14 protein-coding genes are annotated in these 15,172 nt (G+C 40.3%); 7 read left to right on the top strand and 7 right to left on the bottom strand.

Annotated elements, in window-relative coordinates; all coding sequences use genetic code 11:
- Nucleotides 1-27: 27 nt before the first annotated feature.
- Nucleotides 28-1,302: a CCA tRNA nucleotidyltransferase gene (locus SOI83_RS04365; protein ID WP_320677432.1), complete on the bottom strand. Its 1,275-nt coding sequence runs from the start codon at nucleotides 1,300-1,302 to the stop codon at nucleotides 28-30.
- Nucleotides 1,303-1,334: 32 nt separating this feature from the next.
- The gene (locus tag SOI83_RS04360; protein WP_320677431.1) at nucleotides 1,335-3,740 is read right to left on the bottom strand and encodes an ATP-dependent helicase; all 2,406 of its coding nucleotides are present in this window, start codon (nucleotides 3,738-3,740) and stop codon (nucleotides 1,335-1,337) included.
- A 168-nt stretch (nucleotides 3,741-3,908) separates the two neighbouring features.
- Between SOI83_RS04360 and SOI83_RS04355 the strand changes: the two genes are divergently transcribed.
- The 3 genes from SOI83_RS04355 (at nucleotide 3,909) to SOI83_RS04345 (ending at nucleotide 7,103) form a co-directional block, all read left to right on the top strand.
- Entirely contained in the window at nucleotides 3,909-4,787 is an 879-nt protein-coding gene (locus SOI83_RS04355) for a glycosyltransferase family 2 protein (protein WP_320677430.1), read from the top strand.
- Complete coding sequence (locus SOI83_RS04350; RefSeq protein ID WP_320677428.1) at nucleotides 4,766-5,860, top strand: glycosyltransferase family 1 protein; 1,095 nt, start codon at nucleotides 4,766-4,768, stop codon at nucleotides 5,858-5,860. Before SOI83_RS04355 ends, SOI83_RS04350 begins: the two co-directional genes overlap by 22 nt.
- Before the next feature lie 76 nt (nucleotides 5,861-5,936).
- Nucleotides 5,937-7,103: an oligosaccharide repeat unit polymerase gene (locus tag SOI83_RS04345; protein WP_320677634.1), complete on the top strand. Its 1,167-nt coding sequence runs from the start codon at nucleotides 5,937-5,939 to the stop codon at nucleotides 7,101-7,103.
- Nucleotides 7,104-7,167: 64 nt separating this feature from the next.
- Here SOI83_RS04345 and SOI83_RS04340 read toward each other — a convergent pair whose 3' ends face one another.
- Nucleotides 7,168-9,021 (bottom strand): ABC transporter ATP-binding protein, encoded by a 1,854-nt coding sequence (locus tag SOI83_RS04340; protein WP_320677426.1) that lies wholly within the window; start codon nucleotides 9,019-9,021, stop codon nucleotides 7,168-7,170.
- Nucleotides 9,022-9,117: 96 nt separating this feature from the next.
- Nucleotides 9,118-9,345, bottom strand: coding sequence for a hypothetical protein (locus tag SOI83_RS04335; RefSeq protein ID WP_320677424.1), 228 nt, complete (start codon nucleotides 9,343-9,345; stop codon nucleotides 9,118-9,120).
- Between the two features lie 425 nt (nucleotides 9,346-9,770).
- Here SOI83_RS04335 and SOI83_RS04330 point away from each other — a divergent pair, with 425 nt between their 5' ends.
- From SOI83_RS04330 to SOI83_RS04320, 3 genes are all read left to right on the top strand, one after another.
- On the top strand, nucleotides 9,771-10,319 hold the full coding sequence (locus SOI83_RS04330) for a bleomycin hydrolase (protein WP_320677421.1): 549 nt from the start codon (nucleotides 9,771-9,773) through the stop codon (nucleotides 10,317-10,319).
- Between the two features lie 55 nt (nucleotides 10,320-10,374).
- Entirely contained in the window at nucleotides 10,375-10,842 is a 468-nt protein-coding gene (locus SOI83_RS04325) for a bleomycin hydrolase (RefSeq protein WP_320677420.1), read from the top strand.
- Nucleotides 10,843-10,940: 98 nt separating this feature from the next.
- Nucleotides 10,941-11,552: a HEAT repeat domain-containing protein gene (locus SOI83_RS04320; RefSeq protein ID WP_320677418.1), complete on the top strand. Its 612-nt coding sequence runs from the start codon at nucleotides 10,941-10,943 to the stop codon at nucleotides 11,550-11,552.
- Between the two features lie 17 nt (nucleotides 11,553-11,569).
- On the opposite strand, the gene SOI83_RS04315 is transcribed toward SOI83_RS04320, so the two are convergent.
- Complete coding sequence (locus SOI83_RS04315) at nucleotides 11,570-12,460, bottom strand: HEAT repeat domain-containing protein (protein ID WP_320677416.1); 891 nt, start codon at nucleotides 12,458-12,460, stop codon at nucleotides 11,570-11,572.
- A gap of 215 nt (nucleotides 12,461-12,675) precedes the next feature.
- On the opposite strand from SOI83_RS04315, the gene SOI83_RS04310 reads away from it, so the two are divergent.
- A complete protein-coding gene (locus SOI83_RS04310; RefSeq protein ID WP_320677415.1) occupies nucleotides 12,676-13,998 on the top strand; it encodes a HEAT repeat domain-containing protein in 1,323 nt (440 codons plus the stop codon).
- A gap of 9 nt (nucleotides 13,999-14,007) precedes the next feature.
- On the opposite strand, the gene SOI83_RS04305 is transcribed toward SOI83_RS04310, so the two are convergent.
- Both SOI83_RS04305 and SOI83_RS04300 read right to left on the bottom strand, forming a co-directional pair.
- Nucleotides 14,008-14,616, bottom strand: coding sequence for a chromophore lyase CpcT/CpeT (locus SOI83_RS04305; RefSeq protein WP_320677414.1), 609 nt, complete (start codon nucleotides 14,614-14,616; stop codon nucleotides 14,008-14,010).
- 21 nt (nucleotides 14,617-14,637) lie between these two features.
- The gene (locus SOI83_RS04300; RefSeq protein WP_320677413.1) at nucleotides 14,638-15,171 is read right to left on the bottom strand and encodes a phycobiliprotein lyase; all 534 of its coding nucleotides are present in this window, start codon (nucleotides 15,169-15,171) and stop codon (nucleotides 14,638-14,640) included.
- Between the last annotated feature and the right edge of the window lies 1 nt (nucleotide 15,172).

Genomic DNA, 15,172 nt, shown 5'->3' with positions numbered 1-15,172 from the left:
CTGTGGAGAGTTTTCTGAGCGATGAATTTATTGCTTTTTAAGCTCGCATTTATCAATTTCATTAAGTCTTAATCGGTTAAGTTCTTCACCTAGTCGAGGGCCTTCCTCCCATCCTTCCATTAAAAGAGTCTTCGCCGATTTAGGAGATATCTGCTTTCGCCAACGTAACAACCATCTAAGAAGGTAATGCCTCATTGGTGCATTCATGCTTATTGCAAGAGCGACTGATTCAGGCTGCCAACCACTACTTTCAAGGAATTTGCACCAGTAAGATGGAACTAAAGAATTTTCATGATAATTTTCTAATGACCTTTCTATAAGGATTTCTTTTAACTCATGACTTTCTTGAAGAAGCTTTTGCTGCTTTTGAGATAACTGTAACCTTTTAGCAACTTTTAATGGTTTATTCGTTCCGGCTATAAGAACAGTCAGTAATGGTAGCCCTAATTGTAAGCCCCAATGCAATCTCCTAGACCATTCTTTGTCTTTTTGAAGGTGATTATCTAGTAAGGATAGTGCTCCCCAATCTTGTAAATTTTTAATGGCAATTTTCCAGGGCTCCTTTTCGAAGAGCAGTTCAAATTCCATTCTTAATCTTGTTGAGAGCGCAGGAAGATGTTGGTTGGTGATGCATTTATTTGTACTGAGATCCTCCCATGGCCAATTAGAGATTGTAGATTTTACTTGTTTAATCCCTTCAGGCGTTAGTTCAAAGCCTAATCGAGCTGAATATCGTGCGGCTCTGATAACTCTGGTTGGATCTTCTTCGACACTTTTGGAATGAAGGAAATTTAATTTCCCAGCTTTTAGGTCATTGATACCACCAAATGGGTCAAGAAATTCTTGGCTTAATAATTCAATCGCCATTGCGTTAACTTTAAAATCTCTTCGGGCTAGATCTTTCTCCAGTACACTTGCCTTTATGGAGGGGTTCTCCCCTGGTAAGCAGTAGGACTCCTCTCTTGAAGTCGCAAAATCTATTTCTACCCCATTAAATTTTAGTTTTACAGTGTCATAAGCTTCATATGATCGAGAGCATGTAATCGTATCTTCTCCTAGACATTTGGTTAATATTCCGACTAACTCTTTAGCTGAGCCTTCTATTACAAGGTCAATGTCATTTTTATTTCTATTAGGTAATATTTGTTGACTCCTGTTGATTAAGAGTCCGTCTCTTACGCTGCCACCAACTAATGCAATGCGCTTTACTTTAAGTTCGGAAGCTGCTTGTCTTAATGCAGTTAAGAAGCCTTCTGGGAAGCCTTGAGAGTTTAATATTGATTTGAGTATTAAAGGTTCCACAATTTAACTAGGATTAAGGATTTTTGTTTGCACTATTTTGGAGATATAGGGGCAATTCGAGGGTCAAGTATTTTGGGCCCCATTCCCTTAAATTTCACTGCAACTGAGACTTTCTCCCCATTGCCAAATACGTGAGTAATTTCTCCTTCTCCGAAATTTGAATGAATTACCACGTCACCTACTTTCCATGATTTGCCAGGGGCTGGGCCTCCATGGAGCCTGCGTACAGCATTACTTGGCAGGTTGGATGGACTTACAGATTGGCAATTTTGATTTTGATTTCTATCGACTCTTGTAAGTCTTTCAAGATGCCTATCCCTTCTAATAGCTGTGCCTCCAGCCCTAGGAGCCTGCCCTTGCAGTAGATCTTCTGGTAACTCAGAAAGAAAAACTGATGGCATTGCAGGCTCTCTCATGCCTCCCCACATGCGCCTTTCGCTTGCATGAGATAGGAAAAGCCTTTCCTTCGCTCTTGTAATACCTACATAACAAAGTCGTCTCTCTTCTTCAAGAGAAGCAGGATTATCTAATGATCTGTAGCTAGGGAAAAGTCCTTGTTCCATGCCTACCAGGCATACGATTGGGAATTCCAATCCTTTACTGCTATGTAAGGTCATAAGCGTTACTCGGTCTGAAGAGGTGTCTTTGCTGTCTGCATCACTTGCTAAGGCGGCAGAAGCTAGAAATCCTTCTAGATCGGCATCTTCATTTTCCTCTTGATATTGCAGTGCTGCATTTACTAATTCTTGTAAGTTTCGGCGACGTTCTTCTGATTCATCCGTTCCATCGGCAATTAGCTCACTGATATACCCACTTTTTTCCATTGTGTACTGAATAAGTTCTGACGGTTTTGAAGAAAGCAAGTGAGTTTTTAAATCATTAATTAGTTCGCCAAATTGTATGAGCCCTTTTGCAGACCTCCCGCTTAAAGATCTAACTGCTTCCTGGTCGCTAACTACATCCCATAAGGGTATACCTAGTTGATTTGATGCATCATTTAGTCGTTGAATAGTGGTCTTCCCAATGCCTCTTTTGGGAACATTTAATACTCTTAAAAGACTTACACTATCTGAAGAATTAATAAGTAGCCTAAGATAGGCCAGGATGTCTTTAATTTCTCGACGATCATAAAAGCGTAGACCTCCTACCACAACATAGGGGATTCTCCATCTGACCAATGACTCCTCTAGTGCTCTAGATTGCGCATTGGTTCTATACAGTAGTGCCATATCTCTCCAGCTTAGGTCTATATGTGCAGCTTCTAGTTTTCTTAGTTGGTGGATAACAGACTCTGCTTCTGAAATTTCATCATCACAGCGTGTTAGTTGAATCAATTCACCTTCACCTCGAGTGGCCCGCAGAACTTTGTCTATTCTCTCGGTGTTATTTGATATTAACGAATTAGCTGCCTCAAGAATTGTAGATGTGGATCTATAGTTATCTTCAAGCTTTACCATGGTTTCGGTTTTTGAATCAGACTCTTTATCGCCGAAATCATTTTGGAATCCCATTAAGATTGTGAAATCTGCAGCTCGGAAGCTGTATATACTTTGGTCTGCATCCCCAACAACAAAAACAGATCTATTAATCCAATTACTATAAGTAGAAGGATCACTCCCGTTCGTTACAAGTAGCTTGATTAGCTCATATTGTGTTCGATTAGTGTCTTGGTATTCATCTACCAATACATGCCTAAATCTATTGTGCCAGTATTCCCTGACTTGCTGATTTTGTTGTAATAGTTGCACTGGCACTAAAAGCAGATCATCGAAATCAAGTGCATTATTAGCTGCCAGAGCTCTTCTATATCTACTATATAAGTCTGAAATTAATTTACCTCTAGGGCCATCTATTTGGCCTTCAATATCAGCGGCTGTCCATCCCTGATTCTTTGCGTTGCTAATCGCCCATCTGAGTTTTTTAGGCTCATAGCGCTTTGGGTCTAGTTGAAGTTCTTGAGTGACAATCTCCTTGACTAGATTTTGAGCATCGGTTTCATCATATATTGAAAATTGCCTGGTCCATTTAAGCCCTTCTGTGTCAGTGTACTTGTCAATATCAAATCGCAGCATGCGTGCAAATAGTGCGTGAAATGTTCCTATCCATAGGTCCTTAATTACTTCTTGATAAATTTTACCCCTTAGTTGTCGTTGATAGTTTACGGAAAGAGTACTTAAAGGTTGATTAAATTGACTTTCGGCCAGTCGCCTGGCAAGTAGTAGTTCTAAACGCTCTTTCATTTCTCTAGCTGCCTTATTAGTAAATGTGACGGCTAAAATATTTGTTGGATCAACTTGGTGTTTTCCAATCAGATGGGCAATGCGATGAGTCAGTGCCCTGGTTTTGCCACTTCCAGCGCCAGCGACCACTAATAGTGGACCATTGTGATGGTCAACTGCTCGTTGTTGAGCGGTATTCAGTCCTGTAAGAAAACTCATCGGCGCAGGTTAAAGCTGCTTAGTTCAGATTTCCTAGAACAAATTAAGTATTAATTTTGGGATAAGAGATTTGTGACACCCTCAGTAAGGTTTTTCAGAAAATTCGTGATTGCCTCTTAACTCCTCTGGAAATGTCAGGATCAATGATGCCTGAGCTCAATTAACCCTGTGAGCGCTTCGGACCAGCAAGTTGCCATGCTTTCAGTGGCTTATCACTCGCAGCAAGTTTTGTCTGATCTAGCTGTCTCTTTAGGAATGCAAATAACTCAGCCATACCAATGGCTGGTAATCAACAACAGTCCCGAGAGTGCTGGCAGTATTTCTTTAGAAGCGTCTTGTAAGACAACCATTATTAGGGGCATCGAAGGTGAAGGATTTAGCGAAGGTTGCAATAGGGGCCTGGAGCAATTGCAAAGCTCAGGCTGGAAAGGTTGGGTTTGGCTGTTAAACCCAGATACGACATTGCCTCAACAGAACACTTTTGCGCATCTAGAGGAACAATTGGCTCAGCTCCCTCCGAACGCTCTGGTAGGCACGGCGATATGTGATCGCAATGGTTTACTTGAGCAGAGTGCAGGTTGGATTGATCCTGGACTTGACTTTCGCAGACGACGAATTAATCAAGAGCTGCATGATGATTTACGCGGTTTACCTATCAATGTTGATTGGGTTAGTGGCTGCAGTTTGATCTTTAAGCCCTCTGCGCATTTTGTTCAACCTCGTTTTGAAGCTTCGTTGCCGTTGTATTACGAGGACATGGATCTTTGTTTAAGGCTAGCTGGAACAGGAGCCCCAATACTATGGCTCCCATCTGTAAGGATTACTCATCAAGGGGGGAAGGGAAGTGAAGTCCCCTCTAGCCGGCGAATTCGCCTTTCAACTTGCAGTTACATTCGATTTTTGCAGCGTCATCGTTCAGGATGGGTACTAATTTTGAGGACTATTCGTCTTTTACTGAATTCTTTGATTCGATTGCCTTTCAAGCCTTCGCAAAGTTTGGCTGCCGTTCAAGGATGGTTTGAAGCATGTCGAAAACCAATCGCGTGAGCTGTCCATCACCTTTGGCTCTTTTTAATGGAAGTTGCTTGGGCACCAAACCTACGGGGCTTGGAGTAGTTGCTAGGGATTTGATCAGTCAATTAGATACGGGGTTGGTTCATCTTTTAGATCCATTACAGGGGAATCGTCATGGCAGTATTCAAATTCCTAAAAGCCTTATGCCGGAATTAGGTGTTAAGGCTCATTTTCGACGTTTAGTTTGGATTCAAACTAAGATTCCTAGCCTTTTAAAGAAATCAGGGGCTGAGATTTTCCTTTCCCCTGTTCCAGAAGCGCCTTTATTCAGAGGGGTTAGATCTGTTGTTCTTGCTCATGACCTGTTACCACTTAGATATCCTCAGCCAACGCCACTTTTGGCTTATCACCTTGCATATGTACCTTTAGTTCTTCATCGATCTCAACGAATTTTATGTAATTCAAAAGCAACCGCAAGAGAATTGCACGAAAGGTTGGGCTTGCCTCTAAAAAAACTAATCACTATCCCTTTAGGATTTAACCCTAATAAACTTTATCCGCTTCAATTAACTAGAGAACCATTCTTTTTGGTGTTAGGTAGACATGATCCTCATAAGAATATTTCTGGGATTTTGCGCGCTATTGCGTTACTAAGAGACAAAGAAACACAATTGTGGATTATTGGTCCTCAGGATCGAAGATACACTCCTTCCTTGAAAAAGCTTGCTAGCGAGCTTGAGATTGATCATCGATGTAAATGGATCCCATGGGTGGATGATTCAGAGCGTCTAAAATTATTAAATAGATGTCAGGCTTTGGTTATAGCCAGTCATTGGGAGGGTTTTGGATTGCCTGCTTTGGAGGCGATGGCATGCAATACTCCTGTTATTGCATCTAATTCCGGAGCTCTCCCTGAAGTCGTAGGTGATGCAGGATTGCTTTTTGACTCTAAGGACCCAGCAGCACTTGCCGATGCGATGTCCATGGTCCTTAGCGATGGATTACTTGTTAGGAGCCTTTGCTCTAGGGCAAAAAAACAACTAGATATTTATCGATGGGACAATGCTGCCCGGACGGTGGAGGAGGTCTTAAAGGATTTGTGTTAATGATGAATGAACAGTTAGAGACTTATTATCATCCGAGAACAACTTGATTGTTTTGATTGAAAGAAGTAACTCTGCTGTGCCAGTTGACTGGAAGCTCCCTGCCTCGATTTGCTTGATCTATACAAGTTCTTGCTGCCTATTTGAGGCGTTTTTCTCAGTTCCAGGAACTATATCTTTGAAGGGGATTCTTGTTTTTACATTGCCTTATTTAGGCATGGCACTAGCTCTTAATTGTTTTAGGCACAGGTTTCTTTTCTTTGATAACTTCTCAAATTCTAGTTCTGGAATTATGTTTTTAAGGAAATCTACAATCTCAAGTGTTTATATTTCCTTTTTTCTTCAATTATTCACTTGGTTTTACATAATAGCAAATACTAAAAATTTCCATAATGCTAAGGAATTCTTCTTTGGCCTAAGAATGGCTTCTGTTCATCTAAAGAGCATTGTGCCGATATGGCTTAGCTATCCAAACGGTTTATGTTTTGCATCCTTTTGCTTGGCGCTCGCACTATTTCGCTGTAAAAAAACAAACCTTTCAATTTTTCTTCTTGCGATTTCAGTGCTTACCATTTTTCTTAATGACCTTCAAACCTCCGCAAGAGCTGGGATGGCATTTGTTGTATTTGTATTTTTAGTCTCCTTGATTTGGGACTGGAGGGTCAATGGAAGGAAGCTCCTGCCCCCTTTGATAGCAATTTTTGGAGTTTCGATTTTTACTCAGCTGCCTAAAGTCTTAAGAGATGGTTATCAATCCTTGGATCAATTTTTTGGATTGTTTGAGGGAGTTTTAAGGTATTGCTTTGCTTACCTAAATGCTCTTAGTGAATTGCTTCAAAGATTGCCTGAGCCTAATTGGATAGGTCAAAGATCATTTTTGCCAATTTTTAATCTATTTGCAAGATTAGACTCTTCGTTAACTAGATCGGCCATTCACTCGATAGAAAATAGTAATGTTTGGGGGTATAATAATTACACAATGTCCGGGGAAATAATAAGAGACTTTTCTTATGTTGGATGCCTGATTCTTCCCTTCTTGATATCTTCTCTTGTAATATTATTTGCCTCTATATCCTCTGGGCCTTTGGGAATATCTATTACCTTGTTCTTTTCAGGATGGATTACTTATGCTTGTATTACTAATATTTTAATGCTAGGAGGATTTTTAGTATCTTTGATTTTTTTGTTTGGATTAGCTTTATTTGAGAGAGTTTATATTAGGCAAGATCTTTCAATGCTTAGTTAATTTAGCGAGGAGTGAATCATTTGGAGTCAAAGCCGATAGGGGGAAGACCTGTTTTGTGCACTCTTTATATATTATATTTATTCCTTTGACTAGCCAGTGAAGCAAGGTCTCTAAAGCTTTCTGAGGAATTGCATAGCTGTTCAAATGTACCGGATGCTTTTATGCCACAATCTTCGAATTCGTATATACAATCACATCTTTGAACAGTACTTAGGCGATGTGCGATAACTAATGTTGTGCATCGTCTGCCTAGAAGTTGTAAGGATTCTATTAGGTCAAGTTCTGTTCTATTGTCAAGCGCACTGGTGGCTTCATCCAGAACCAAAAATTTTGCATCTCTATAAAAAGCACGGGCAAGCCCTAAGCGTTGACGCTGTCCTCCAGAAAGTTGGACGCCATTTTCTCCAAATGGTGTATAGAGACCATAAGGAAGTTCCGCTACAAAGTCAGCCAGTTGAGCTGCTTCTAGAGAATCCCATATTCTGTCAAGCTCGGCAAGTTCTTCCTCAATTCCAAAGGCTACATTCTCTATTACATTTGTATTTAGAAGATTGATTGATTGAGGAACATGCGCGCAATTCACTTGCCAGGCAGGCAGGTCCAAGGGGGTAACAGGTACACCGTCCAGCTCTAAGTTTCCTTTTTGTGGATGAAGTAAGCCAAGAAGAAGATTCGCAGTTGTTGATTTGCCACTTCCTGTTCGACCAACTAAGGCTACCCTCGATCCTACTGGAATATTAAGATTCAAATTATTTAAGATCCATGGAGAATCTTCACTGTATTTATAGCTAACTTCCTTTAGACTAATAGTATTCCTTGGAAATATACCTTCCGGACTGGGAACACCTTTTGAAGAAATAGTAGGAGATTGAGATGGAAGATCTAGAACTTCCAGTAGTTCACTCACATGGGGAAGTCCTCCACGGAGCTGTGTGATTGATCTGAAAATATCCTGAAGTGGTGGTGTAAGTCGTAGTGCTGCCACTGCAACTGATGCAAGGAAAGGAATTATTCCTCTAATTCGATCAGGGTCTGCACTAATTAATGCAGGTAATGCGCCAACTATAAATATCATTGTGATACCAAAAGGCTCTATAAGTATTCGAGGGATTTCTGGTAACAACTCGCTGATCCATACATATCTTTGAGTAGAGCGTATAGTTGAATTAAATCTATGGTTGAAATAAGTTTGTGTTTGGCTAAGCTTGACTTCAGAAAAGGCTCCAAGAGTTTCGAGTAAAAGGCTAGAAGCCCTTTGTTCATTTCTAAGCCTGCCTTTTGCTGAATGACGAAGATATGGAGTGGCAATTATTGATATTACAAGATAAGCAATAACAAGAGATATTATTAGTCCTACTGAGAGGAGTTTTCCTACAAAAAGTATCCCCAAGGAAAGTAAGAGTACTGATGGGATTGCGCTTAACATCAGTAAGAATGGAATTACAGTCGATTCCGAAACTCTTTTTGCATTACTTAGTAATAATGCTGAGAACTTACCTCTACCTTGTAGAAGATGATAAGAATAAGTTTGTACAAGTAATTTAGAATGTAGAAGACTAGATATATCTCCCCAAACCTGTGCTGTTAGGCGATATTGGAGAAATCTAAGTGAAATCTTTGTGACTGAGGCAAGCCATGCAAGAACGATAAAAATTCCTATTAGCCAAAGGCTTTGATCAATGCCATCTCCACCAAAGAATTTTATGCCAGGAAGGAGGTTCGCTAATTTCGAGCCAACAAGAGCTCCCATAAGCCGCCCAACCACGGCTATAGAAGCCAAATCGATGATGCCAGGCATCATCGATATTGGCACCAGCACAAGCAAGGTGCGTAAACGTCTCCGAGGGAGATAGGCGATTAGTCGCCTTATCTCTGAGATCGTTTCGCTGCGTATCCAAGAACCTGCAGCCAAACCCAAGCTTTCTCAGGGGTCAAATAACCCTATGGCCCAATTGGTGAGCATGCTTCGACAGGGAGCCAGCGCCGCAGCCGCCCCTCGAATTTTTTCAGCCTTTTAGGTCGCTTTATTTCTTGACTTCCCTTGCAGTTGTTGAGACTTGAGCTGGGAAAGCACTTTCTCAATTTTTTTTAGTTCAGGGTGCTCTTTTAATGTTGAGTCCACTTTCTTAGGAGGCATCCTTAGCTTTTGAGCGATATTGATGACTTCTAACCTAAGGCGGTCTCTATAGATAGTTAGTTCTTGGATTGATTGTTCAAGTTCTATTTGAGTGGGCTCCAACATAGATCAATAATCTCATGTCAAATCTAGAGGCAATTCTGATTGGAAATTCCTCTTGGGGAGGGATTCATCCCTTTCAGATCAAGAAACTAAATCAAAGGCCTTGAAGCTTTCATGCCGCCGTTTACTTGGAATGGCTAGATTTTTCTCGATTTATTTGATGAGGTTGTGGCAAGGCTTCAGTTACGAAGCATTGCGGTAACTTCTCATCCTTATAAGCCAAGAAGAGCCAAGGCGTAGGTTTACTAGGCTGCATAACCATTTATACATTCAAATTTGTCTGATCTTGAGGTTTAAGTCTCGGGGGTCTGGATTCCTCACTGTCTTCAACGTGAGTATCACAACTGCCATTAATTTCCCAAAGCCTCTTGATGACACTTTGTTTGTGGGTTGTCAGACACTCAGTTCCAAATGGTCCTGTCCTCTAAATGCTAGACGCCTTCTCCCGTGCTGTAGTAAGTGCTGACGCCAAGGGTGCACCGATAGGGAGCAGCGATTTGGCTGCATTAAGAAACTATGTAGCTGATGCGAATAAACGGATTGATGCAACCCTTGCAATTACCCAAAACGTTTCCTGTATAGCTGCCGATGCTGTTGCGGGAATGGTTTGTGAAAATACTGGCATGACGCAGCCTGGCGGTAACTGTTATCCAACCAGGCGAATGGCTGCTTGCCTAAGAGATGGAGAAATAATTCTTAGATACGTAAGTTATGCACTGCTTGCCGGGGACCCTTCTGTTCTTGATGATCGTTGCTTAAATGGACTTAAAGAGACTTATATGGCTTTAGGTGTTCCAATATCAAATGCAGTACGCGCTGTAGAGATTATGAAAGTTGCAACTGTTGCGATCATGACTGAAACCAATACTGGTCGTAAGATGTTTGAAGGAATCAATTCTGGTTCAGGTGCTCAATGCCAAGACATTGCAGCTGAAGCAGCTTCCTATTTTGATCGTGTAATCAGCGCTATTAGTTGATTTTGCTTGATCAAATCCCTATGAAAATTACAAGCTCTCTAGTAGAAAGCAAACAATGAAATCTGCTGTCACGACTGTGGTGACTTCAGCTGATGCAGCTGGTCGCTTCCCAACAATGAGTGATATAGAAGCTGTAAAAGGTTCTTTTGATCGTGCTCCAGCGAGGATGGCGGCGGCTGAAAAGCTCGCCTCAGGTATTGACAAAGTAACTGCAGACGCAGTCGATGCTATATATCGCAATGGTTCATATGATCAGGCTAATAAAGATAAATGTTCAAGAGATATTCATCATTATCTCCGTCTTATTAATTATTGCCTAGTTACAGGTGGAACAGGACCTCTAGATGAGTGGGGAATAGCTGGCATGAGGGAAGTTATTCGTGCCCAACGCTTACCTACGGCCGCTTACATAGAAGCTTTCGCCCATATCCGTGACAGAGTTTGTGTACCTAGAGATATGGATCAGCAGGCTGCTACTGAGTTTAAATCACTCCTTGATTATCTTATAAATGCTTTATCTTGAAGATAAGGATGATTTTATGATAAAAAGTTTATGCGTCATTTTGTATTATATCTAGTGTGTTTTTCTCCTTTACTTTCGTTCACTTTTATTTTGATTAGATGAATGGGTCAAATGATAAGGATAACTCAGCCCTAGATCGACTTTTTGATGATTTACTTCATCCAAATCCAATTATCAATAAAGATGCATATATGAAGATGGTCAAATATTGGCCTGAAGAGTCCTTGCCAAGACTATTAGCTTGTCTTGGTCATGAGAAGATTGACTTAAGGCGTGTATATGTGAAAGCTCTGGGTGCTTTTGGAAAAAGTTCTTTAGGTCCAGTAATAGAGGTATTTAAGTCAACTCAAGACCGCACAATTAGGACAAGTTGCATTAAGGTTCTTGTGCAGATTGCAGCAGGAGTTGATAATGTCCCTTTCCCTGAAGAAGTGATAGTTTTGGTTGAAAAAGTCCTTGAAGAAGAAAACCCGGAACAAACATTGACTCTCGTTACATTGTTGAGACAACTTGGTGAGCAAGGCCTTCCTGTCCTCATCAAGATTTCTAGAGGTAAAAATCTTTTAGGTGTTTTGGCGGCTGTGACGGCTTTGGGTGAAATCAACCACCCGTCTGCTAGAGACTGCCTAGAACAATTACTTTGTGATGAAACTCAAGACAGTTTGATCCATGAAAGTGTCTTGGCTTCATTGTCAACATTTAAAAGTTAAATAGATCTCCATAAGAGTCATTTCTTTAGGCGCGTAATTGCTAATTTAATAACATCTAAGACTTTTTCATCATTCTCTTCCTTTGCACGTATCTCAAGTTCTTGTAACTCATCATTTGAGCCAAGTTTCATTAATGCCAAAGTTGCATTTATTCGAACATGTGAATTTGAATCTTTGAGCTTTCTCTTTAAAAAAGGTATAGCCCACTTTGGCTCATTTAATTCTCCTATGAGTGCTGTTGCTTCAGCGCGAACATCTCCCGATTCGTCGGTTAGTGAATTGATTACTATCGATTTGGCTTCTATATCATTTAAAGATTGGATCTGCTCCCCAAGGGCTGCTATCGCAGCAGCTCGGACATTGGCATTTTTTGAGAGAGCGGCTTTTTTTAATGCCCTTGGTGCTTTTGCGCCTACAAATGCCAAACCCCAACTGGCTAAGCCGCTTTGAGTCGCGTTGCTTGTTGGACTTATCAGCACTTGAAGTAATAGTTCAACAGCATCTTCCCCAAATGTGGCCATTGCGCCAACGCTTGAGCCCTGAACTACAGGGTCTTGGTCGTTGATAAGGGCTTCTAGAAGATGGGGAAGCGCAATTGGATCCCCTACCAGCCTGAGGGACTTTGCAGCGGCTCTCCTAACAGTTACGTCAGGATGATGTCTAAGAGCATGGCAGAGGGCAGGTAATGCTGCGTTGCCAATTGTGCCAAGGCCTTCTGCAAAGGTTCTGCGAAGTAGCCCTCTTGAATCTCCTAGCCCTGCTACCAGTTTGCTTATGTTTTCAGCATCTTTTGCTGGTGTTTGCCCCGCCCTCAGCAAAGTCTTTACTTCATTAGCCAGCTTTGTTGCCTCGTCTTTAGTGAGACGGGTATCAAGTTGATTGGGTGGCAACTGAGGGTCTCGGTCCAATTCATCTTGATTGCGGAGCTCAATTATGGACTGAAATCATTGCATTTAAACCTAATGGTAACTGGCTAGAAAGATTCCTTTGAAAAAGAGTTATAAGAATTGCATAATTTATTTGTTTGATTATATGCTTCTTGATCTATTAAGATATTTTTTATAGTTATAAGCTTTCAATACCTATTTTTTTGTAAGGCTTTGATCCTTAACGATGAGCTTAAGTGACATACAGTCCTTTTGACAACCTCCCACCACTTAGCCAAAAAGAAGCCCTTCAAATTTTATCCACACCTGTTTCTGAATTAAAGTTAGTTAGTGATTATTATAAGGCAGTTTTTCATTTGATTAAATACCCAGGCAGTAAAACCGAAAAAGCACTTTTAAACTTACTTGAGTCTGAGGATAATGATCAGGCTGTTTTAATAGCAAAGAGAAAAGCTGTTGAAGGCTTGGCAACGTTAGGTTCAAAAAGTTCAATTCCAGTTATTGGGAAATGTCTAAAGACTAGTGATCCTTATCTGACTGAGAATGCAGCCTGGGCTTTGAAGGTTCTGAACTGTAACGACAATGCTCTTCATAAAGTGATTATTGAACTTTTAGATGATCCAAGGCAAAATACAAGAAACCTGATCCAATGTCTTGCTGGGATGAAGGTTTATTCAGCCGTAGAAAAAATCAGGACTTTTTTATACAACTCAAATACATCGGAAAGTATTCGTGGCGCTTCAATAGCAGCACTATCTCAACTATCAGGCGAAAAGTGTTTTATTGAAGAATTAGAGGAACATTTACTTTTGCCTAATCAAAACCAGAGGCATTCTGCTATTCAGGATGCAATTGATTTTGGCTCATTAGATCTTCTACCTGCAGTTTTAAAGGCGCCAGTATCTGTTTCCTTTAGACTAAGAGCATTTGAGTCCTTATGGCCTGAGGGGCTAGACTATTTCCAAGGGTTTCGACCCATAGAAGTTGTTGATTCATTTATATTTGATAAACCCAGTAATTTAAATCTTGTTCACAAATATGATGCACCACCTACAATTGACTTTCTTTTTGAGGAGCTTTTTGGTACCGACTTTAGTCGTTGCTATTTAGCCTTAAAGACACTTCAGGAATATAAATCAGATGAGATTTCTCCTAAGTTGGGGTTTTATTTGAAAAAGGCAAGTAAAGACTATGGAGCTATTTACTTTTTAATTAGTCTCTTTAGGGCCATCCCTGATTGGGGAGAACAGGAGATAAAAGAAATAGAGTCATTTCTTATTAGATCTTTGGATATTTATTGGCCTGACTTTATGAAATTTAAACCATTGTCAATAGTCACACTTTCAGAAATAAATCCTGTTAGAGCAATGAATTATCTAGATTACTTTACGGATCCAGATAGCACTAGATTCTGGGTATCTAGGTATGCTGCAATCATTGCGATAGAAAACATTCTGAGAAGCGATCAACTCATAATTGCTAACAATCGCTGGTTACGGCTTAAGCAAGACCCTAATTATTTTGTCCGGCAAAAAGCAGGTTTGGTTTTTCGAGATTGATCTTCGGAGTTACTTTGAATAAACCCAACTTTCCTCAAGATTTTCTCCAAGGTTTTTTACCCTGGTAAAGGATAATGCTCCAAATCTAGAGCCCCATATTTGTTGATTCGTTTCTTTGCATAGGCCTCTATCATGGCTAATCCAAATATCTTCGTTAAATTCCACAATACTCTCTAAGAATGTTTCTTTCCCTTCTCTGTATATTAGGCAGCTATTGCCTGGCTCAACGCTCCCTTTATAGTTGCCAAATTTTGTTTCTATAAAATGCATAGAGCACCCACGCCTTTCTTCGTATGTGCAGTGTTTAAGTTCTTTTAATAAGTCAGGCTTAAAGCCAGATCCAGCAAGCCTTAAAGGGTGTTTTATCTTATAGTTATTTAATATAAATTTTTCATTTTTTATAGTTAATTTATGAAGAGCCTGTCTATATGGGCTCCAAGGAGCATAATCGTAACTTTGCTCTGAATAAAATGCTGGCCCCCTGAAAATGTCCCAGGCAAGTGGTCGAAAAAATATGTTTATATTCGCAAAATGTACGGGATCATTTTGTGCTTGTTCTTTGTTATTGTAGTGTCCAGAAATAGTTTTTGCGAATCTTAAAATAGCCTGAGTTTCCACTTTATAAATATTATTAATATGCTAAGTATTTATACGACGAACTTCTGAGGCGAATGAGGTCTGCAAAACACCTGATCCCTTTGAGGTGCGAATCACTGATGACCGACATCTGACATGAGTAGATATAAACCAAATTTTTTCTTCTACTAGCGAATGATCGTATTCAGTTTTCATTGAAAATGTGCCATCTGATAGAAACTCGTATTTAGAGACTGCTTTAGTTGCTTCTGTGTAGCCCACGCTTCTAAGCATGAATCCAGAATGTTCTGATAGGGGCATAGGCACTAAAATGCATGTACCTGAGTTGACTTGAGAAGCTGTATTAACTTCCCAATCAGTATCTGCTTCCCAATGAATCAAGAAAGGGGAAATAGGCAAATGCTTATAGGAAGAATTAGCTCTTATGAGATCTCTGACTTTTCGATCATCAGTGCTTAGTAATTTAATAGATATTTTACTTATAACATCTTCAAATTGTTGGAATGCCAGTGAGTGTGCGCTTCTCATTGAGCGCCATTCTCCCTTGCTTTGAGCAACGAACTGCTCAATTTCCATA

It is taken from the genome of Prochlorococcus sp. MIT 1300 (assembly GCF_034092375.1).
Classification (GTDB): Bacteria; Cyanobacteriota; Cyanobacteriia; order PCC-6307; family Cyanobiaceae; genus MIT-1300.
This window is presented reverse-complemented; position numbering and strand designations above follow the sequence as displayed.